The organism is Pseudomonas algeriensis (assembly GCF_048847255.1).
In the GTDB taxonomy this organism is placed as follows: Bacteria; Pseudomonadota; Gammaproteobacteria; order Pseudomonadales; family Pseudomonadaceae; genus Aquipseudomonas.
The window spans coordinates 167,588-187,553 of record NZ_JBKKRK010000009.1; the positions used below are offsets into that span (position 1 = coordinate 167,588).

The 19,966-nt window shown below is 63.1% G+C and carries 21 protein-coding genes; 1 reads left to right on the forward strand and 20 read right to left on the reverse strand.

Going from position 1 to position 19,966, the window contains the following annotated elements; genetic code table 11:
* Window positions 1–67 precede the first annotated feature (67 nt).
* From ACLK1G_RS15730 to urtA, 10 genes are all read right to left on the reverse strand, one after another.
* The gene (locus ACLK1G_RS15730) at window positions 68–373 is read right to left on the reverse strand and encodes an urease subunit beta (protein WP_420766241.1); all 306 of its coding nucleotides are present in this window, start codon (window positions 371–373) and stop codon (window positions 68–70) included.
* Complete coding sequence (locus tag ACLK1G_RS15735; protein ID WP_420766242.1) at window positions 370–903, reverse strand: GNAT family N-acetyltransferase; 534 nt, start codon at window positions 901–903, stop codon at window positions 370–372. The genes ACLK1G_RS15730 and ACLK1G_RS15735 overlap by 4 nt, the downstream gene beginning before the upstream one ends.
* A 5-nt stretch (window positions 904–908) precedes the next feature.
* Window positions 909–1,442 carry a GNAT family N-acetyltransferase gene (locus ACLK1G_RS15740; RefSeq protein WP_420766243.1) on the reverse strand — a complete coding sequence of 178 codons (534 nt, stop codon included), beginning with the start codon at window positions 1,440–1,442 and terminating at the stop codon, window positions 909–911.
* Between the two features lie 9 nt (window positions 1,443–1,451).
* Window positions 1,452–1,754 carry an urease subunit gamma gene (gene ureA, locus ACLK1G_RS15745; protein ID WP_420766244.1) on the reverse strand — a complete coding sequence of 101 codons (303 nt, stop codon included), beginning with the start codon at window positions 1,752–1,754 and terminating at the stop codon, window positions 1,452–1,454.
* A 154-nt stretch (window positions 1,755–1,908) separates the two neighbouring features.
* A complete protein-coding gene (locus tag ACLK1G_RS15750) occupies window positions 1,909–2,751 on the reverse strand; it encodes an urease accessory protein UreD (RefSeq protein WP_420766245.1) in 843 nt (280 codons plus the stop codon).
* A gap of 172 nt (window positions 2,752–2,923) precedes the next feature.
* Window positions 2,924–3,622 (reverse strand): urea ABC transporter ATP-binding subunit UrtE, encoded by a 699-nt coding sequence (gene urtE, locus ACLK1G_RS15755; protein WP_420766246.1) that lies wholly within the window; start codon window positions 3,620–3,622, stop codon window positions 2,924–2,926.
* Window positions 3,623–3,830: 208 nt separating this feature from the next.
* Window positions 3,831–4,703, reverse strand: a complete 873-nt coding sequence (urtD, locus tag ACLK1G_RS15760; protein ID WP_420766247.1) for an urea ABC transporter ATP-binding protein UrtD — start codon at window positions 4,701–4,703, stop codon at window positions 3,831–3,833.
* Window positions 4,700–5,779 (reverse strand): urea ABC transporter permease subunit UrtC, encoded by a 1,080-nt coding sequence (urtC, locus tag ACLK1G_RS15765; protein WP_420766248.1) that lies wholly within the window; start codon window positions 5,777–5,779, stop codon window positions 4,700–4,702. The genes urtD and urtC overlap by 4 nt, the downstream gene beginning before the upstream one ends.
* Window positions 5,779–7,281 carry an urea ABC transporter permease subunit UrtB gene (urtB, locus tag ACLK1G_RS15770; RefSeq protein ID WP_420766249.1) on the reverse strand — a complete coding sequence of 501 codons (1,503 nt, stop codon included), beginning with the start codon at window positions 7,279–7,281 and terminating at the stop codon, window positions 5,779–5,781. The genes urtC and urtB overlap by 1 nt, the downstream gene beginning before the upstream one ends.
* A gap of 161 nt (window positions 7,282–7,442) precedes the next feature.
* The gene (gene urtA / locus ACLK1G_RS15775) at window positions 7,443–8,708 is read right to left on the reverse strand and encodes an urea ABC transporter substrate-binding protein (RefSeq protein WP_420766250.1); all 1,266 of its coding nucleotides are present in this window, start codon (window positions 8,706–8,708) and stop codon (window positions 7,443–7,445) included.
* A gap of 270 nt (window positions 8,709–8,978) precedes the next feature.
* On the opposite strand from urtA, the gene ACLK1G_RS15780 reads away from it, so the two are divergent.
* A complete protein-coding gene (locus tag ACLK1G_RS15780) occupies window positions 8,979–10,514 on the forward strand; it encodes a class I SAM-dependent methyltransferase (protein WP_420766251.1) in 1,536 nt (511 codons plus the stop codon).
* Here the strand turns inward: ACLK1G_RS15780 and ACLK1G_RS15785 are convergent.
* From ACLK1G_RS15785 to cbiE, 10 genes are all read right to left on the reverse strand, one after another.
* Entirely contained in the window at window positions 10,489–11,499 is a 1,011-nt protein-coding gene (locus tag ACLK1G_RS15785) for a FecCD family ABC transporter permease (protein WP_420766252.1), read from the reverse strand. The two genes, ACLK1G_RS15780 and ACLK1G_RS15785, sit on opposite strands and share 26 nt — an antisense overlap.
* Window positions 11,496–12,443 carry an ABC transporter substrate-binding protein gene (locus ACLK1G_RS15790; protein ID WP_420766253.1) on the reverse strand — a complete coding sequence of 316 codons (948 nt, stop codon included), beginning with the start codon at window positions 12,441–12,443 and terminating at the stop codon, window positions 11,496–11,498. The genes ACLK1G_RS15785 and ACLK1G_RS15790 overlap by 4 nt, the downstream gene beginning before the upstream one ends.
* Complete coding sequence (locus ACLK1G_RS15795; protein ID WP_420766254.1) at window positions 12,440–13,228, reverse strand: ABC transporter ATP-binding protein; 789 nt, start codon at window positions 13,226–13,228, stop codon at window positions 12,440–12,442. The genes ACLK1G_RS15790 and ACLK1G_RS15795 overlap by 4 nt, the downstream gene beginning before the upstream one ends.
* A gap of 202 nt (window positions 13,229–13,430) precedes the next feature.
* A complete protein-coding gene (locus tag ACLK1G_RS15800) occupies window positions 13,431–14,810 on the reverse strand; it encodes a PepSY-associated TM helix domain-containing protein (RefSeq protein WP_420766255.1) in 1,380 nt (459 codons plus the stop codon).
* Window positions 14,811–15,052: 242 nt separating this feature from the next.
* Window positions 15,053–15,493, reverse strand: coding sequence for a DUF2946 domain-containing protein (locus tag ACLK1G_RS15805; RefSeq protein ID WP_420766256.1), 441 nt, complete (start codon window positions 15,491–15,493; stop codon window positions 15,053–15,055).
* Between the two features lie 12 nt (window positions 15,494–15,505).
* Complete coding sequence (locus ACLK1G_RS15810; protein WP_420766257.1) at window positions 15,506–15,985, reverse strand: copper chaperone PCu(A)C; 480 nt, start codon at window positions 15,983–15,985, stop codon at window positions 15,506–15,508.
* A 44-nt stretch (window positions 15,986–16,029) separates the two neighbouring features.
* Window positions 16,030–16,428 carry a DUF2946 domain-containing protein gene (locus ACLK1G_RS15815; protein WP_420766258.1) on the reverse strand — a complete coding sequence of 133 codons (399 nt, stop codon included), beginning with the start codon at window positions 16,426–16,428 and terminating at the stop codon, window positions 16,030–16,032.
* Window positions 16,429–16,601: 173 nt separating this feature from the next.
* Window positions 16,602–17,324: a cobalt-precorrin-6A reductase gene (locus ACLK1G_RS15820; protein WP_420766317.1), complete on the reverse strand. Its 723-nt coding sequence runs from the start codon at window positions 17,322–17,324 to the stop codon at window positions 16,602–16,604.
* An 11-nt stretch (window positions 17,325–17,335) separates the two neighbouring features.
* Entirely contained in the window at window positions 17,336–18,433 is a 1,098-nt protein-coding gene (locus ACLK1G_RS15825) for a cobalt-precorrin-5B (C(1))-methyltransferase (protein ID WP_420766259.1), read from the reverse strand.
* Entirely contained in the window at window positions 18,426–19,637 is a 1,212-nt protein-coding gene (gene cbiE, locus ACLK1G_RS15830) for a precorrin-6y C5,15-methyltransferase (decarboxylating) subunit CbiE (RefSeq protein ID WP_420766260.1), read from the reverse strand. The genes ACLK1G_RS15825 and cbiE overlap by 8 nt, the downstream gene beginning before the upstream one ends.
* Window positions 19,638–19,966: the final 329 nt, after the last annotated feature.

Below are 19,966 nucleotides of genomic sequence, written 5' to 3' on the forward strand. Positions count from 1 at the left end.
CAATTGATCGCATTCCCTTGTGGGAGCGAGCTTGCTCGCGATGGGGCCAGAGCAGACACCGCATGACCTAAAGGTCGCCCATGATCCGCCCGGCAAACCCGAACACCCGGCGATGCCCGGCCAGGTCCACCAGTTCCACCTCTCGGCTCTGACCCGGCTCGAAGCGAACGGCGGTGCCGGCCGGTATGTTCAGGCGCATGCCACGGCTGGCGGCGCGGTCGAAGGCCAGGGCGTCGTTGGTCTCGAAAAAATGAAAATGCGACCCGACCTGGATCGGCCGGTCGCCGCTGTTGGCGACCTTCAGCGTCACGGTGCGGCGGCCGGCGTTGAGCTCGATATCGCCGGGCTGAACCTGGTATTGGCCTGGAATCATTGCGGTTGTCCCAAAGTCTTGTAGTAGATGGCGGTCGGGGTGTAGGTCCCGTCCGGGCTCTGGCAGTAGTCGGGCAGTTCTCCGACGCGGGTGTAGCCCATGGCGCGGTAGAACGCCTCGGCTTCGGAACCGGCCTCGGTGTCGAGGTACAGCAGCCCACGCTTGTGCTGACGGGTGCCGAGCTCCAGGGCGCTCATCAATTGCTGGCCCAGGCCCCTGCGACGAGCGTCGCCGCGCACCAGCAGTTTTTGTACTTCGGCACGGTTGAGGCCGTTGGGCTTCTGGCACAGGGCGAGCTGGACGCTGGCCTGTACCTGTTCATCCTTGACCACCACCCACAACAGCAGGTGACCCTGATTGAGGCTGGCCTGGACTTCGTCGAAATAAGCCCTGGCCTGTACGGCATCCAGGTCGGCCATGAACCCCACGCTGGCGCCATGACCCACGGCGTCGAGCAACAGGTCGACCAGGCCCTGGCGATAATGCGCAAAGCTTTCAGCGTGGATTCGACGCAACTGGGCGGCGTTCATCGGTATCACTCCTTGTCCATGGCGGGCGGTGGCGCCCCGGGGTCGAGGACCAACTGCATGAAGGTCAGGTCCAGCCAACGGCCGAACTTGGTGCCCACCTGGGGCATCTGCCCGGTGGTGACGAAACCCGCCCGCTCATGGAGGCGAATCGACGCCGCGTTGCCGCTCTCGATAGCGGCGACCATGACGTGCTTGCCGCAGGCCCGGGCGCGCTCGATCAGGTCGCTCATCAGCACAGGGCCAAGGCCCTTGCCGCGCTGGTCCCGGCAGACGTACACCGAATGCTCGACGGTGTGGCGGAAGCCGTCGAACGGCCGCCAGTCGCCGAACGAGGCATACCCAAGCACGTTGTCCTCGGCATCGATGACCACCCGTACCGGGTAGCCCTGGGAGCGCCGGGCACTGAACCAGGCCTGGCGATTGCCCAGGTCCACGGGCTGCTCGTTCCAGATCGCCGTGGTGTTGAGCACGGCATCGTTGTAGATGTCGCGGATCGCCGGCAGGTCGCGGTGCTGGGCGTCTCGGATCTGATAAGTCATGCCGTTGCCTCAGACGATGGGTTGGTGGACGGTGACCAGTTTAGTGCCGTCGGGAAACGTCGCCTCTACCTGGATTTCCGGGATCATTTGCGGGATGCCTTCCATCACCTGCTCGCGGCTCAGCAGGGTGGTGCCGTAGTGCATGAGCTCGGCCACGGTCTGGCCGTCGCGGGCGCCTTCGAGCAACGCGGCGGAAATGTAGGCCATGGCCTCTGGGTAATTGAGCTTCAAGCCCCGGGCCAGTCGCCGCTCGGCGACGAGGCCGGCGGTGAAGATCAGCAGCTTGTCTTTTTCGCGTGGGGTCAGGTCCATGTGCAATCCATAAGGGGCAGATAATTTTTTTCGCAGTAAACACCGATCCCTTGTGGGAGCGAGCTTGCTCGCGATGGCAATCGAACATTCAACATAATGGTTGGCTGATACGCCGCTATCGCGAGCAAGCTCGCTCCCACAGGTAAAAGCAAATTCAGGTGCTCCAAATTCTAGGTGGCACAGCCTCTCGACCCAGCAACGCCGGGCGCAGGAGCCGCCACAACTCAATCAACCACCCCCGCGCCAACAATGCCTCGCTCGCCAGGCAGCGTGCCACGACCAGGCCGGGCAGTTGGGTCAGGTCGCCACGCACGGCATGGTCCAGGGAGCGGCAGCGCTCCAGCAGCTCGCTGTCGATCTCGCCGGTCACCAGCAAGGTGGCAAACACCGGGTCGCCGCCCAGGCCGATGGGGGAATCGAGCAACCCATCGCCACCGGCGATGCGCTGACGCTCGTGCCAGAGCAACTGGCCGTCGCGGCGGATGTCCAGCCACGATTGAAAGTGTCCCACGTCGAACCGCTCGCCGCTGGCCGGCCGACCGAGGGCAACGATGTCCCAGTAGAACAAGCGGGCGTCGCCTTGCAGATCGATGTTCGTGCTGAGTTCGGCCTGGGCCGCGCTGAAGACGATGGTTTCCTGAGGGAGCCATTCCAGGGTCGCGCCAGGGGCCACGCTCAGGCTCAGTTGCTGGTACGCCGGGCCGGCGGCGCGGTACCACTTGGCCGCGCCGGGGCTGGTCAATTGCGCCCAGGCGCCCTGGCCGACCTGGGCCGAAATGTCCAACCGATCCCCACCGGCAATGCCGCCGGGCGGGTGGACGATGATGTGCTGGCACACCTCGGGACCTTCGGCGTACAAGTGCTTCTGCACCCGCAACGGGCCTTTATGCCGGCGCTGGACCGGGCGCGTGCAATCACCGGATCGGGCATAGCCCAAGTCCAGCTCGGCGTGCCAGCTGGGGGTGAACAGGGCGGATGGCGATACAGGTAGATTCATGATTTTCTGATTGTCGTCGGGACGCTAAGCCTAGGGTCTGTATGAAATGTGTTCGTGCGAAGGCCAGACAAGGCGAAACGGGGCGAGGAAGCGGAGTGTACTGGAGTACATGAGCATTCCGAGCCCCGTTTCAACGCAGTATGGGCGAGTGCGGATACATTTCGTACAGAGCCTAGATCGTAACCAATCCGCGCACACCCTCGACTTCCATATTTTCTCCACGGCCCTGCTGCACGATCTCGCCCCGGGACATCACCAGGTACTGATCAGCCAGCTCGGCGGCGAAGTCGTAGAACTGCTCCACCAGCAAAATCGCCATGTCGCCCCGGGCCGCGAGTTTCTTGATCACCGCGCCGATCTCCTTGATCACCGACGGTTGGATGCCCTCGGTGGGCTCATCGAGAATCAACAGGCGCGGCCGACTGGCCAGGGCCCGGCCGATGGCGAGCTGCTGTTGCTGGCCGCCGGACAGGTCACCACCCCGGCGTTGTTTCATCTGCAGCAGCACCGGGAACAATTCGTAGATGAAGGCCGGTACTTCCTTGGCTTCTGAGCCCGGAAAGCGCGACAGGCCCATCAGCAGGTTTTCTTCCACCGTCAGCCGCCCGAAAATTTCCCGACCCTGCGGCACATAGGCGATGCCGGCGTGGACCCGCTGATGCGGCTTGAAGGTGGTGATGGGCTTGCCTTCCCAATTCACCACGCCTTCCTTGGCCGGCAGCAGGCCCATCAAGCATTTGAGCAGGGTGGTCTTGCCCACGCCGTTGCGACCGAGAAGGCACGTCACCTCGCCGACCTTCACGTCGAACGACAGGCCGCGCAGGATGTGGCTACCGCCATAGTATTGGTGCAGCTTGTCGACTTGCAGCATTTTCCAGATTCTCCTCAGGCCCCTTGTGGGAGCGGGGGGGGGGGGGGGGGGGGGGGGGGGGGGGGGCCGGGGGGGGGGGGCCCCACAACCCCCACCCCGCCCCACCCCGCTTGCTCGCGATAGCGGTGGGTCAGTTACATTGCATTCCAGCTGATCCACCGCTATCGCGAGCAAGCTCGCTCCCACATAAAAGCCAATTGCTTTCGCCTCAGCGACCGAGATACACCTCGATCACCCGCTCATCGGCCTGCACCTGTTCCAGCGACCCTTCGGCCAGCACGCTGCCCTGGTGCAGCACGGTGACGTGGTCGGCAATCGCGCCGACGAAGCCCATGTCGTGCTCCACCACCATCAGTGAATGCTTGCCCGCCAGGGATTTGAACAGCTCGGCGGTGAAGTCGGTTTCGGCGTCGGTCATGCCCGCCACCGGCTCGTCAAGCAGCAGCAGTTGCGGGTCCTGCACCAGCAGCATGCCGATCTCCAGGAACTGCTTCTGGCCGTGGGACAGCAGCCCGGCGGCGCGGTTGACCGAAGGGGCGAGGCGGATCGTCTCGAGCACTTCGCTGATGCGGTCGCGTTGCTCGCCGGTCAGCTTCGCCCGCAGGCTGGCCCACACCGATTTGTCGGTCTTGAGCGCCAGTTCCAGGTTCTCGAACACGCTCAGGGCTTCGAACACAGTCGGCTTCTGGAACTTGCGCCCGATGCCGGCTTGGGCAATCTCGACTTCGCTCATGGTCGTCAGGTCGAGGGTTTCGCCGAACCAGGCCTTGCCGTGGCTGGGACGGGTCTTGCCGGTGATGACATCCATCAGCGTGGTCTTGCCGGCGCCGTTGGGGCCGATGATGCAGCGCAGTTCGCCGACGCCGATGTACAGGTTCAGGTCGTTCAGCGCCTTGAAACCGTCGAAGCTGACGCTGATGTCTTCCAGGGTCAAGATGGTGCCGTGGCGGGTGTTCAGGCCTACGCCGGCGGCCCGGCCGAGGCCGATGGCGTCGCGGCTGCTGCCTTGGTCCCGATTGGCATCGAGAGGGGGTTCAATAATCGGTTCGAGCATGAAATCCGCTGTCGGTGTGATTTTCATTGTTCGCCCCTTTTCTTCAACAGCCCGATAACGCCTTTGGGTAGATACAAGGTCACGACGATGAACAGGGCACCGAGGAAGAACAGCCAATATTCCGGAAACGCCACGGTGAACCAGCTCTTCATGCCGTTGACCACGCCGGCGCCCAGCAACGGCCCGATCAGCGTGCCGCGCCCGCCGAGGGCCACCCACACGGCGGCCTCGATGGAGTTGGTCGGCGACATTTCGCTGGGGTTGATGATCCCCACCTGCGGCACGTACAGCGCCCCGGCCAGGCCACACAACACCGCGCTCAGCACCCAGACGAACAGCTTGAAGCCACGGGGATCGTAGCCGCAGAACATCAGGCGGTTTTCCGCGTCGCGCAGGGCGGTCAGCACCCGGCCGAACTTGCTGCGAGCCAGGCGCCAGCCGATGAACAGGCTCGCCACCAACAGCAGCACTGTGGCAAAAAACAGCACCGCGCGGGTGCCCGGCTCGGTGATGCCAAAGCCCAGGATCGAACGGAAATTGGTGAAGCCGTTGTTGCCGCCAAACCCGGTCTCGTTGCGGAAAAACAGCAACATCCCGGCGAAGGTCAGGGCCTGGGTCATGATCGAGAAATACACGCCCTTGATCCGCGAGCGGAAGGCGAAGAAACCGAACACCAGCGCCAGCAAGCCCGGCGCCAGCACCACCAGGCACATCGCCCAGAGGAAGCTGTCGGTGCCGGCCCAGTACCAGGGCAGCTCGGTCCACGACAGGAACGTCATGAACGCCGGCACGCCATCGCCGGCGGCCTGGCGCATCAGGTACATGCCCATGGCGTAGCCGCCCAGCGCGAAGAACAGGCCGTGGCCCAGGGAGAGCAAGCCGGCGTAGCCCCAGACCAGGTCCAGCGCCAGGGCGACAATGGCGTAGCAGAGGATCTTGCCCACCAGGGTCAGGGTGTATGCCGAGACATGCAGCGGGTTATCCACCGCCAACAGCGACAACACTGGCAGGCTCAGCAGCACGGCGAGGATCACCGCGCCGACGGCGAGGGTGACTTTGGGTCCGGCCTTTTGCGTGGCCGTAAGCATCAGGGGCTGGTTCATCAGTCGATTACCCGTCCTTTAAGCGCGAAGAGGCCTTGCGGACGCTTCTGGATAAACAGAATGATCAGCGCGAGGATCAGGATCTTGCCGAGCACGGCGCCGATCTGCGGTTCGAGGATCTTGTTGGCGATGCCCAGGCCGAACGCGGCGAACACACTGCCGGCCAACTGGCCGACGCCGCCGAGCACTACCACCAGGAACGAGTCGATGATGTAGCTCTGGCCCAGGTCCGGGCCGACGTTGCCGATCTGGCTCAGGGCCACGCCACCGAGCCCGGCGATGCCCGAGCCGAGGCCGAAGGCGAGCATGTCCACCCGCCCGGTGGGCACCCCGCAGCAGGCGGCCATGTTGCGGTTCTGGGTCACGGCGCGCACGTTCAGGCCCAGGCGCGTCTTGTTCAGCAGCAACCAGGTCAGCACCACCACGAACAGCGCGAAAGCAATAATCACAATGCGGTTGTACGGCAGCACCAGGTTCGGCAGCACCTGGATCCCGCCCGACAGCCAGGCCGGGTTGGCGACTTCCACGTTCTGCGCGCCGAACACCAGGCGCACCAGCTGGATCAGCATCAGGCTGATGCCCCAGGTGGCGAGCAGGGTTTCCAGGGGCCGTCCGTAGAGGTGGCGGATTACCGTGCGTTCCAGGGCCATGCCGATGGCGGCGGTGATGAAAAACGCCACCGGCAAGGCGATCAGCGGATAGAACTCGATGGCGTTCGGGGCGAAGCGCTGGAACAGCATCTGCACCACATAAGTGGAATAGGCGCCGAGCATGAGCATCTCGCCGTGGGCCATGTTGATCACCCCCAGCAAGCCAAAGGTGATCGCCAGGCCAAGGGCGGCCAGCAGCAGGATCGAGCCCAGGGACATGCCGCTGAACGCCTGGCCCAGCAGCTCGCCGATCAGGAGTTTGCGCTTGACCTGGCCGAGGCTGGTTTCGGCGGCGGTTCGCACGGCGGCATCGGTTTCGACACCGGGTTCAAGCAGGTTTTCGAGGCGAGTGCGGGCCAGCGGGTCGCCGGTTTCCCCCAGCAGTCGCACGGCCGCCAGGCGCACGGCGGGGTTGGTGTCCACCAGTTGCAAATTCGCCAGGGCCAGGCTCAGGGCGGCGTGGACATCTTCGTCCTGCTCGCCGGCCAGTTGCCGATCAAGGAACGCCAGTTGCGCCGGGCGGGCGCTTTTTTGCAGCTGTTGCGCGGCAGCCAGGCGCACGCCGGCATCGACGGCGAGCAGTTGATGGCTGGCCAGGGCGGTTTCGATCAGCCCTCGCAAGCGGTTGTTCAGGCGCAGGGTCTTGGGTTGGCCATCGACGGTCAACTGGCCTTGCTGCAAGGCGTTGATCAGTTCGACACGCTCAGGCTCCGGCTGCGCGGCCCAGGTTTCCAGGAGCTTGGCCTGCTGGGTCGGGTTGGCGGCGACGAAGTCTTCGGCGTCGCCGGCGTATGAGGCCATCGGCAGTAACAGTGCGATGGCGAGAATGAGGCGGTAAAGGGCGGTGGGCATATGCTAGGCCTTGCGCGAACTTCTTTCTCTGTGGGAGCGAGCTTGCTCGCGATAGCGGTGTGTCAGTCACATGTCTTCTGGCTGATCCGCCGCTATCGCGAGCAGGCTCGCTCCCACAAGGGGTGTGTGCCGGCCCGGGGATCCGGGCCGACACCATGGGCTCAGTTGCTCTTCACCGCATAGTCAGGCTTCTTGTCGTTGCCGGCGATGAACGGGCTCCACGGTTGCGCGCGGATCGGCCCTTCGGTCTGCCAGACCACGTTGAACTGCCCGTCGGCCTGGATCTCGCCGATCATCACGGGCTTGTGCAGGTGATGGTTGGTCTTGTCCATGGTCAGGGTGTAGCCCGACGGTGCGGCAAAGGTCTGGCCGGCCAGGGCTTCGCGGACTTTGTCGACGTCGGTGGACTTGGCTTTTTCCACCGCTTGGGCCCACATGTGGATGCCGACGTAGGTGGCTTCCATCGGGTCGTTGGTCACGGCTTTGTCGGCACCCGGCAAGTTCTTGGCCTTGGCGTAGGCTTTCCAGGAGTCGACGAACTTCTTGTTCGCCGGGTTATCCACGGACTCGAAGTAGTTCCACGCCGCCAGGTTGCCGATCAAGGGTTTGGTGTCGATGCCGCGCAGTTCTTCCTCGCCCACCGAGAACGCCACGACCGGTACGTCGGTGGCCTTCAGGCCCTGGTTCGCCAGCTCCTTGTAGAACGGCACGTTGGAGTCGCCGTTGACGGTGGAAATCACGGCAGTCTTGCCGCCGGCCGAGAATTTTTTGATGTTGGCCACTATGGTCTGGTAATCGCTGTGGCCGAATGGGGTGTAGACCTCTTCGATGTCCTTGTCCGCCACGCCTTTGGAGTGCAGGAACGAGCGCAGGATCTTGTTGGTGGTGCGCGGGTAGACGTAGTCGGTGCCCAGCAGGAAGTAGCGCTTGGCGCTGCCGCCTTCTTCGCTCATCAGGTATTCCACCGCCGGAATCGCCTGCTGGTTCGGCGCCGCGCCGGTGTAGAAGACGTTCGGCGACATTTCTTCGCCTTCGTATTGCACAGGGTAGAACAGCAGGCCATTGAGCTCTTCGAACACCGGCAACACGGATTTACGCGACACTGAGGTCCAGCAGCCGAACACCACGGCGACCTTGTCCTGGGTCAGCAATTGCCGGCCCTTTTCGGCGAACAGCGGCCAGTTCGATGCCGGGTCCACGACCACCGCTTCGAGCTTCTTGCCGTTGACCCCACCCTTGGCGTTGATCTCGTCGATGGTCATCAACGCCATGTCCTTGAGGGACGTCTCGGAGATCGCCATGGTCCCGGACAGCGAATGCAGGATGCCAACCTTGATGGTCTCGGCGGCCTGGACGGTCCAGGTCATGCCCATCGCGGCAATGCTTGCCGAGAGTGTAAAAGCCTTGATCAAGCTACGACGCTTCATTGTGCGATCTCCGTGGACTTATGATTTTTAAGGGCAGATGCAAACGCTGGAAGCGCTTTTGCAAGGGGTGTGCCCAGTTGGAGAAAGGCGTTGAAACGCGGGGATGGCGGCGAGGCAGGAAAATGACAATGCACCATCAGTGACCGTATCGCGGGTGTTGGTGCAATGTGCCGCTCCGCATTGGGGCGTGGATCGGAGTTGACTCAAGGTGAAATTTTCAACTGCCCGACTATGCTGACGCTTCTGCCATTGTGAAGTAGGGGAATCCGTTTGAATGACGCTGGCGTTGCGAACCATTTTCTTTTGGACGAGACGGCTGTTTTTGACGTGCTGCCTGAAGTCAGACGGGCTGAGCATCCCCGATGGATGCATGTGACGCATTTGAGGGAAGGACGGTATTCGCTGATTCTCACCGCTGGTGAACGCCTTCGAAGTAGCACGCTGAGGGTGTCTTCTGATTCAAGGTTATACGTTCGCTTTTCGGCTGCCCTGCCCAGCATCAGTTTGGATGGGCTCACCTGTGCCTTTGTTTTTTTGGATGATGGGGCCCAAGCCGAATGTCCACTTGGCATGTTTCATTTTGGAGGAGGGCCTACGCCGTCGGAATGCAGGACGGTAACGCTGGATCTGGCTTGGTTGGCCGGCAAACGTGGACGTCTCTTGATAGAGTGCGGGCCAGGTGCGCAGAACGATCCTACCGCCGACTGGCTGGCGATATCTGACTTGTGCATCGCCAGGGAGGGGGAGATGAAGGCCCTTCTGGCGAAGACACATCATTCAATGCGCATGAAAAACGAGATAGCGCATTTCAGTAGCGTCTACCGGAACGAGTTCTACTCCAAAGTGCAGGAACAACAGCGTGCTAATGCAATGGGCGTTGCTCGCAACGTGCGCCGATTGGATGGAATGGCCCCTGCGCCAGAGCGTGGTGCGCAGGCTGATGTTGTGATCCTCGAACCGTTCGAAGGTGAGGCAGCCTACTCCTATGCCACTCGTCTCCTGAGGGCGAATGTCCCGCAAACTCCGCCTGATTTCCAAGCGAGGCTGCGCCAGAAAGTCAGGGACCATGGGGAAATAAAAGTCTTGTCGATCTGCAGTGGCGCCGCGCGGATAGAGGCGGGCCTGTCGGCGGCTATTCCCGAAGGGGTGCAGTGGTCGCTGTTGGATATCAATGAGGACCTGCTGCAGATCGCTGCACAGCAGTTTCCGCCAGGCATCAGCCTCGACTTGATCGTGGCGGATGCGAACAACCTGGTGCCTATCGGTGAGCAGTGGGATGTCATTATTTGTGTTTCGGCATTGCATCATTTGGTAGAGCTGGAAAAGGTCATGTTCTTTATCTCCCGCAGTTTGAAAAATGACGGCGAGTTCTGGAGTGTCGGGGAGGCGGTGGGACGTAATGGCAATCGCTTGTGGCCCGACGCGATAGTCGCTGCTGATGCGGCGTTCTCAGCGTTGCCGGCGCGTTATCGGTTAAATGCCGATACCCAGGCCGTCGATGCAGTCATTCCAGACAAGGACCACTCGATTGGGTGTTTCGAGGGGATTCGAAGCGAGGACATTACCGCGCTGCTTGAACGCTGGCTCAAGCCTGTGGATGTTTACCGTACCAACTGCTTCCTCTGGCGAATGGTCAATCTGGCCTACAGTGGAAATTTCAATCTTGAACAAGCGCAAGATCGGGCGCTGGTCATTGATATGGTCCGAGCGGAGCTTGAGCATTTTCGTCATGGCGGGCTGGGGACCGAGCTGTTCGGCGTGTACAAAAAGAAGCATCTTTTCAACGACGGCGCATCAAGCCAATGAAGAAAAGCCCGCCGATGGCCGCGGTAGCGACCCCAATCGGCAAATCCTCCGGCGCGATCAGCGTGCGGGCCGCCACGTCCACCCACACCAGGAACAGGCTGCCGAGCAGCACGCAGGCAGGCAACAACCGACGGTGCTCGGCGCCCACCAGGCGCCTGGCGATGTGCGGCACCATCAGCCCGACAAAACCGATCGAGCCGCTGATGGACACCAGTACGCCGGTCATCAAGGACGCGATCAGGAAAATCCACAGCCGCACCTTCGCCGCGTTCAGGCCCAGGGTCACGGCGGTCTGCTCGCCGGCCATCAGCGCGTTCAAGGGCCGGGCCATGCCCAGCAGCAACACCAGCCCCAACAGCACGCTGGCGGCTGGCACGGCCAGCAGCTCCCAGCGCGCCAGGCCCAGGCCACCGAGCATCCAGAACATCACCGCCGAACTGGCGCGATGATCACCGAGGAATAACAGCAGGTTGGCCGCCGCCATCATCACGAAGGACACCGCCACGCCACACAGCAATAGCCGATCGCTCTCCAGGCGACCGTGGCGGGCAGCGATGGCCAGCACCAGCAACATGCTCAGCAATGCACCGATGAACGCGGCGAGGGGCAGGGTCAGCAGGCCGATGATTTCACCGACATGCAACACCACGATCACCGCACCCAGGGTCGCGCCGGAGGTGACGCCCAGCAGATGCGGATCGGCCAGTGGGTTGCGCGTGACCGCTTGCAGCACCGCGCCGATCAACGCCAGCCCCGCGCCCACCAGGGCTCCGAGCAGCAGGCGCGGGACGCGTATCAGCCAGACGATATGTTCCTGGCCGGGCGTCCAATACACCTCGCCGACACCGAAGGCCTTGTGCAGCAACAGGTCCCAGACCACGGCCACCGGCACCCGCGCCGGCCCGAAGCCCAGGGACACCACGCACGACACCAGCAACAGCGCGCCGAGAATCATCAGCAGGGCGGCGTAGCGACGATCGTTCATTGGCCGTGGAAACCCCGCGCCAGGGTTTGCACCGCCAGCACGTTATCGATGCCCGGGGTGGCCTGCACGTAGGGGATCACGATGAAGCGCCGGTGCTTGATCGCATCCACCGATTGCAGCGCCGGGTTCGCCAGCAAGAACTGCTGCTTCTGCTCGGCACTGACTTCGCCATAGTCGACGATCACGATGACCTGGGGGTTGCGCTCCACCACGTTTTCCCAGTTCACCCGGGTCCAACTGGTTTCCACGTCATCGAGGATGTTGCGTCCGCCGGCGGCGTCGATCAGGGCCTGGGGCATGCCCAGGCGCCCAGAGGTCATGGCGCGATCTTCGCCGCTGTCATACAGGAACACGCGCGGTCTTTGGGTTGGAAGATGCTTGCGCACCTCGGCCACCTGGGCCTGCATCGTCTCGATCAGCGCATCGGCGCGGTCCTGCACGTCGAAAATTTTCCCCAGGTTGCGCAGGTCGTTGTAGGTGTCTTCCAGGGAAGCCGGCGGACGTTTCATCACGAAGGCGCAGGATTCGGTCAACTCGTACACGTTGATGCCCAGTGGTTGCAGGGTTTGCGGGGTCAGGTCGCCGCCCACGCGCATGCCGTAGTCCCAGCCGGCGAAGAAGAAATCGACGTTGGCATCGAGCAGGGTTTCCACCGAGGGGTATTTGGCGGCCAGTTCCGGCAGGCCCTCGAGGATCTTCGCCATCTCGGGTGTCACCGATTTCCAACCGCTGATGCCGCTGTAGCCGACCATGCGCGGCTTGAGGCCCAAAGCGAGCATCATCTGCGTCATGTTGATGTCATGGCTGACGGCGTGGCGAGGGGCCTCGTTGAACACCACCTGGCGATTGCAGCTCTGGATCGTCAAGGGGTAGCGGGTGGCTTCGGCCAGGGCATGGGCACTGCCCAGCAGCAGGGGTAGCAACAGCAGCAAGCGCAAGGTCATGGTTGGGTTATCCAAGTGATTCGTGGGTAGCCGGACAGGGGATGTTCGTCCACCAGGGCTTCGACGCCGAACACCTCGCGCAACAGCTCTGCAGTGAGGACGTCCTTGGGCGTGCCGCTGGCAACGATGCGCCCATGTTCGATCACGTACAGGCGATCGCAGAAGGCGGCCGCCAGGTTGAGGTCGTGGAGGCTGGCGAGGGTGCCGATGCCCAGGCCCTTGATCAGTTGGAGCAATTGCAACTGATAGTGGGGGTCGAGGTGGTTGGTCGGTTCGTCGAGGATCAACAACTGCGGTTGTTGGGCCAGGGCGCGAGCAAGGATCACCCGCTGTTTTTCCCCGCCCGACAACGTGGCGAAGGCATGATCGCCAAAGCCTTCGAGCCCCGCCGATTCCAACGCCTGGAGCACCCATCTGCGGTCTTCTTCGTTGTCGCCATCAAACAAGCCCTTATGAGGCGTGCGACCCATGGCGACCACTTCTTTCACCGTCAGGCCAAAGGCGTCGGGAAACTCTTGCAGCACCACGGCGATGCGCTGTGCGCACCAGCGCGAGGATTGTTGCCAGAGGTTGTGATGCTCGAGTCTGACCTCCCCCTGTTCCGGCCGGCTGAAGCGATAGGCGCAGCGCAACAGGCTGGTCTTGCCGCTGCCATTGGGGCCGATCAATCCGACAAACTCCCCGGCCGCCACCTGCAGCGTGGCGTCACGCAGCTGGAACTGGTGATGGCAATGGCCATGGCCCAGGGGCGTCCAGGCGAGATTGGAAAGGGTCAGGGAGGTCATGCGTTCACTCAAGTTATTGGCTCGCAACCCCAGTCCATTGTGGGAGAGAGCCTGCTCGCGATCGCGGTGGGTCAGCCGATTAAGATGCGACTGACCGATTGCGATCGCGAGCAGGCTCGCTCCTACAGGGGAAGGTATTCATCCTTTGGGAAGCGGGCGCGATTGTAGAGGTTTCGCGCCGCTTTTCGTTAACGCGCGGTCTTCAGCTTGAAGATGAGACGATCTCAGGTTGACGATTCAAGCGTGTGACGAGCCGGTCCAGCAACCACACCACCACCAGCGAAACCCCCACCAGCGGGAACACCACCGCCAGGGCCAGCATGATGAACACCCCGGTCCTCCACGTCGGCAGGTCGTGGCGCAGCGGCGGGACGCCGAACTTGCCCAGGGGCCGGCGCTTCCACCAGATCACCATGCCGCTCACGGCGCTGAGCAGGATCATCAGGCAAACCAGCAGCACAAGGATCTGGTTCAGCGGGCCGAACATCTTGCCTTCGTGCAGCATCACGCCGGTTTCGGTGGCGCGGGCCACGACGCTGTAATGTTCCCAGCGCACATCGGCCAGGACCTTGCCGGTGTATTGGTCCACGTGCAGAGTCGCGTCGTTGCGCGGGTCATCGGCGAACACGGCGATGGTGAACACGCCCGAGGCGGTGGTTGGGAAGGTGATGCTGTAGCCGGGCTCGACCTGGCGTTCGGCGGCGATGTCCTGCACCGCCTGCAGGCTGACGGTTGGCGCGGCGGGGCCTTCGTGCATGCCGCCGTGGGCCATGTGTTCGGCATGGTCGCCGGACATCGGCATCGGCGTGTTCTCCATGGCCCATGGCACGGTCTGGCGGTGAGCGTTGTTGAGGCTGCCGGCTTCGACGTCGGACTTGGGCACGTCATTCCACATCGCCGCCGGGAAGCGGTTCCAGAGGTCCGCGTATTGCTTGCCCCAGAAGCCGGTCCAGGTCATGCCGCTGAGCAACATCACCAGCAGGAACGCGGCGCCCCAGAAGCCGACGACGACGTGCAGGTCACGCCAGAACACCCTCCCGCGCGCGCTCCAGCGCGGCCAGAGGACGCCGGCCGACGACTGCCCGCGCGGCCACCACAGGTACAGGCCGGAAACCACCAGCACCACGCCCCAGCCGGCGGCCATTTCCACCAAGCGGTCACCCACCGTGCCGATCAGCAACTCGCCATGGATCGCCCGGGCCATGGCTTGCAGATTGTTTTTTGCATCCTGCTCGCCGAGTACGTTGCCACGGAAGGGGTCGATGAAGACGTTCAGCTCGTGGCCCTTGTCGATCACCACGAATTGCGCGCTGCGTTCGGCGCTGACCGGTGGCAGGTACTGCTTGACCTGGCCTTCGGGGTAGGCCTGGCGGACCTGCTTGAGCAGATCGTCGGCTGCCAGGGTGTGATGCCCGGCCGGTACGTTCAACAGGTTGCCGTACATCAATGGGTCGAGTTGCGGCTTGAACAGGTAAATGATGCCGGTCAGGGCCAGCATGACCATGAACGGCGCCACGAACAGCCCGGCATAAAAATGCCAGCGCCAGGCCAGGTTGTAGAAGTTCGGTTTCGGTAGGCTCATTGCAAAGCGCTCCGCAGGGCAAATTCGGTTCTTCAAATGGGGGCTGAACGATGCAATCCATGTGGGAGCGAGCCTGCTCGCGAAAGCGGACCAGCCAACAATGATGTGAATGACACATCACTTTCGCGAGCAGGCTCGCTCCCACAGTTTTTTATGTTTGCTTCGGCCAAGCTGTCAGGCGCTCATACCCGCATGCAGGACAGCCTTGGGCTGTCCCGCATGCGGGTGAGCAAGCGTCAGGCTTACGCGTCGAGGGGCGGTGCGCGGGTGCGGGCGCCAGGGAAGAGCGCCGGTCGGGCATGGCCCAGGCGCGGGAAAGGGCTCGTGTAGGTGCGGGTAAACGGTGTGGCGAAGACGGTGAACGTGTGGCTGCCAGGCAACGCGGGGCAGTTGAACAGCAGGCTGCAATAACCGCATTTCTCCCACAGCGCATGATGGTCGCTCTGGGGCGGGCAATCGTCATCTGCTGGCGCTTCGTGCGCCGACATGTCCATGCCCATCTCCATGTCCATGCCTATGGATACAGGCGTGGACATGGACATGCGCTGATCCATCGGCATCGACTGGGAAACCAGCGGGCCGATAAAAATCATCAGCATGGCGAACAGGCTGATCCAGCTACCGCGGGTCAGGCTCAGTGGCTGACGGCGGTGCATGGAAAGGCTGGCGCGACGAAGTTGCATGGGCGGCTATGTCTATTGGGCGTGCATGTGCGTTTGGGTGCCGTCGGGGGCTTTTTTCTGCACCGTGACGTTCACCGTGACATCCCCGGCCTTTTCGAAATGCAAGGTCATGGGGAAACGTTTGCCGTCGCTGAGCAGGCTACGGTCCTTCAGGTCCAGCAGCATTACGTGGTACGCCATCGGTGCGAAGGTCACCGTTGCGCCTGGAGCGATAACTATGCCGTCCACCGGTTGCATTTTCATCAAGTCGTTTTGCATCACATGTTCATGGAGCTCGGCCTTGCCGGCGATGGGTGAGTCGACACTGAGCAGTTTATCCTCGGACCTGCCGCTGTTGTGGATAATGAAGTAGCCGGCGACGGTCGGCGCATTGGGCGGCAATTCCTGGGACCACGGGTGGGCGATCCCAAGCTCCCCGGCCTTGTACTGGTGAGCTTGGGCGAAGCCAACGGGAAGCAGCAGGGCGACCAGCAGGATGAGTCTGTTCAACATGGCAATTCTCCGGAACGATTCAGGGCGCAGTGTGTGCGGAAGAATCAGGCCAGAGGCGAGGCGCGGGGATTTAGACTGGGCCATTGTTGGCGTGGCGTGGGGCTGTCGAGCTTCGAATGGACGACATTGCGATGGGCCAGTTGCGCATCCAGATACAACTGCGGGGCGTGCCCGGCAATCGCCACCAACGGCGCCGGGCCTGAGCAGCACCAGCAATGCTGCATGGTCGAGTGAGGATCCTGTCGCGGCGTTCCCTGTTCGAACTTACCCAGGGAAATCGCCACCATTTTTGTTCCGCCGGAAGAGCAGAAACTGCCCCAGAGCAATTGTTCGGTTGGCGTGTCGGCGGTCGTACCGCTGCCATTGGAAAGCGGCATGGCGAGCATGTTGAACAGCACTGCGAAGCAGGCGATCCAGGCAAATGCAAGCCGTTGTCGGGACATGGGGCAATCCGCTCGGTTGGGCGATCAGGTGGCCGGTATTTAGCCTGATCGGGAGACAGAAGTAAAAAAGCCACGTGCGGTGTAGGGTCGCAGGGCTTGTGAGTAACAGTAGCAAAATATTTTCAGATGAGTGGTGCTGACGGGACAGGCTTGTAGGACTGTGCAGGTTTCTGTCAGACCCACTGCCGCAGCCCCAGCAACACCTCATCCGCCGTCCCAAACTCCCGATCCACCTCCGGCAACATTGGCCGCTTCAGTACCAATACCGGCACTCCTCGCTCCCGCGCCACGTCCAGCTTCGGTTCAGTCGCGGTACTGCCGCTGTTCTTGCTCACCAGCACATCGATCCGCCGCCGTTCGAACAGCTCACGCTCGCCCTCGATATGAAACGGCCCCCGGGCTCCAATCACTTCGCAGCGCTCATTGCCGGGGTAAACGTCCAACGCCCTCAAGGTCCAGAATTGCTCTGGCGGGATTTCATGCATGTGTTGCAGCGGCTCTCGGCCAAGGGTGAATAGAGGCCGGTGGAAGGGGCGCAGGGCCTGGATCAGTTCGGCCCAGTCGGCGACTTCGCGCCAGTCATCGCCGGCCCGGGGCTGCCAGGCCGGACGGCGCAGGGCCCAGCAGGGGATGGCACAGGCGTGGGCCGCATGGGCGGCGTTGTGGCTGATTTGGGCGGCGTAGGGGTGAGTTGCATCCAACAGCAGGTCGATGCCCTCGGCGCGGATGAATTGCGCCAATCCTGCGGCGCCGCCATAGCCGCCGACGCGCACCTGGCAGGTCAGGTCGGTGGGGATGCGGCCGATGCCGGCCAAGCTGTAGATGTGCTGGGGGCCAAGCGTGCGGGCGATGGCCAGGGCTTCGGTGACGCCACCGAGCAGCAGGACACGTTTCATTTCAAGGCTCTTCATGACAAGGCTCCGGCGTGGCCGACAATCCCACCCTGGCGGTCGATGGCGAAGACTTCGACCTGGACCTGGGCCGGTACCACGCTGCGGGCGAAGGCCAGCGCGTGCTCGCACACCGCATCGCCGAGGGCGATGCCGGCGGCGCTGGCCATTGCCAGGGCTTGCTGGCTGGTATTGGCTTGCCGGATGCCCTGTTGCAAAACCTCATCGGCGCCGATGGCGGCGGCCCATTCGGCCAGTTGTGGCAGGTCGATGCTCGAATGGCGGCTGTGCAGGTCCATGTGGCCGGCGGCAAGCTTGCTGATCTTGCCAAAGCCGCCGCAGAGGCTGAGTTTTTCCACCGGTACCTTGCGCACATGCTTGAGCACGGCGCCGACGAAATCGCCCATTTCGATCAGGGCGATTTCCGGCAGGTTATAGACCCGGCGCATGGTGTCTTCGCTGGCGTTGCCGGTGCAGGCGGCGATGTGCAGGTAGCCGTTGGTTTTCGCCACATCGATGCCCTGGTGGATCGATGCGATGTAGGCCGCGCAGGAAAAGGGCCGGACGATGCCGCTGGTGCCAAGGATCGACAGGCCGCCGAGAATGCCCAGTCGCGGGTTCATGGTTTTCAGCGCCAAGGCTTCGCCACCCTCGACATTGACCGTGACTTCGAAGCCACCGGCGTAGCCGCTTTCCTCGGCCAGCCGGCCCAGGTGATCGTTGATCATCTGGCGTGGCACCGGGTTGATTGCCGGCTCACCGACGCCCAGCACCAGCCCCGGTCGCGTCACCGTGCCCACGCCGCGACCGGCGACGAAGCGCACGCCGGGTTCGGCTACCAAGCGCACTTGGGAAAACAGCAGGGCGCCGTGGGTTACGTCCGGGTCATCGCCAGCGTCCTTGATCGTCCCGGCCTCGGCGCCTTGCTCGGTCAATCGGCAGAACTCCAGCCGCATCTGCACCTGCTTGCCCTTGGGCAAGACGATTTCCACGGCGTCGGCCTCGGTGCCGCGCAACAACAAGCGTGCCGCCGCCAGGCTGGTGGCGGTGGCGCAGCTGCCGGTGGTCAGGCCGCTACGCAGGGGGGCGGGTTGTTCGGCGGTTTCGTCACGCATCGAGGGGCTTCGTCAGGTCCAGCAAGGTAATCGGCAGCGCCTGGCGCCAGGTGTCGAACTCACCCAACGGCTGCGCCTGGGCAATGTGGATGCGGGTCAGCTCACCGCCATGGCGTTCGCGCCAGCCCATGAGGGTCATTTCGCTCTGCAGGGTCACGGCGTTGGCGACGAGCCGCCCGCCGGGCTTGAGGTGGGCCCAGCAGGTGTCGAGTACGCCTTCGCGGGTGACGCCGCCGCCGATGAACACCGCGTCCGGCCGCTCCAGGTTTTCCAACGCTTGCGGGGCGCTGCCGCGAATCAATTGCAGGCCCGGCACGCCGAGTGTGTCGCGGTTGCGTTCGATCAAGCCTTGGCGGCCCTCGTCGGCTTCGATGGCCAGGGCCCGGCAACTGGGGTGGGTGCGCATCCATTCGATGCCGATGGAGCCGCTCCCGGCACCGACATCCCACAGCAATTCACCGGGCGTGGGGGCGAGGCGGGCGAGGGTGATGGCGCGCACGTCGCGCTTGGTCAATTGGCCGTCATGTTCGAACGCGGTGTCCGGCAAACCGGCCAGGCGTGACAGGCGCTGTGTCGATGGTTCGGCCCGGCATTCGATGGCGATCAGGTTCAGGTCGGCGACGGTTTCATCGGACCATTGCGCGGCGCAACCGTCGATCCGGCGTTCTGCCGCACCGCCGAGATGCTCCAGCACAGTCATGGCGCTCGGGCCGAAGCCGCGCTCGCGCAGCAAGGTCGCCACCGCGCCGGGGCTGTGGCGATCATTGCTCAGCAGCAACAGCCTGACGCCTGTGGATAAATACCCATTGAGCACCGCCAGGGGGCGCGCCACCAGCGACAGCGTGACCACTTCCTGCAACGGCCAGCCCATGCGCGCCGCCGCCAGCGAACAAGAGGACGGCGCGGGGATGACCAGCATCTGATCACCCGGCACTTGTTTCGCCAGGCTGGCGCCCACGCCATAGAACATCGGATCGCCGCTGGCCAGCACGCACACTGCTTCGCCCTTTCGAGCCAGCAGCGGCTCCAGGGAGAACGGGCTGGGCCATAGCTCCCTTTCGCCGCGAATACACAGTGGCAACAGTTCCAACTGACGAGCGCTGCCCAGAATCCGCGGCGCCCGCAGCAATGCATGGCGAGCCGTTCGGCCCAGGCCCTTGAAGCCATCTTCACCGATGCCCACTACAGTCAGCCAGGGGGTCATCTCTGTTCCTCGAATAAATGGGGTTGTTCGGCGCACTGGTTGCGTCCGCGAACCGGGCCGCCATCATACCGCGCCCTGGCGGATCAGGCGTGGACCATCCCTTGTGGGAGCGAGCCTGCTCGCGATGCCGGCGACACATTCAACACTCATTCTTTCAGGCACACCGCTATCGCGAGCAAGCTCGCTCCCACAGTGTTCGCCTTAACTGAACAGCATTGCTTCCACAGTGGGATGTGTGATGGATACAGGATTTGTGTATGCACGATCGGCAATCCGACCAGCAAGCTTTTCATGACCCCAGGCAAAGCAGGCATAATGGCGGCCTTTCG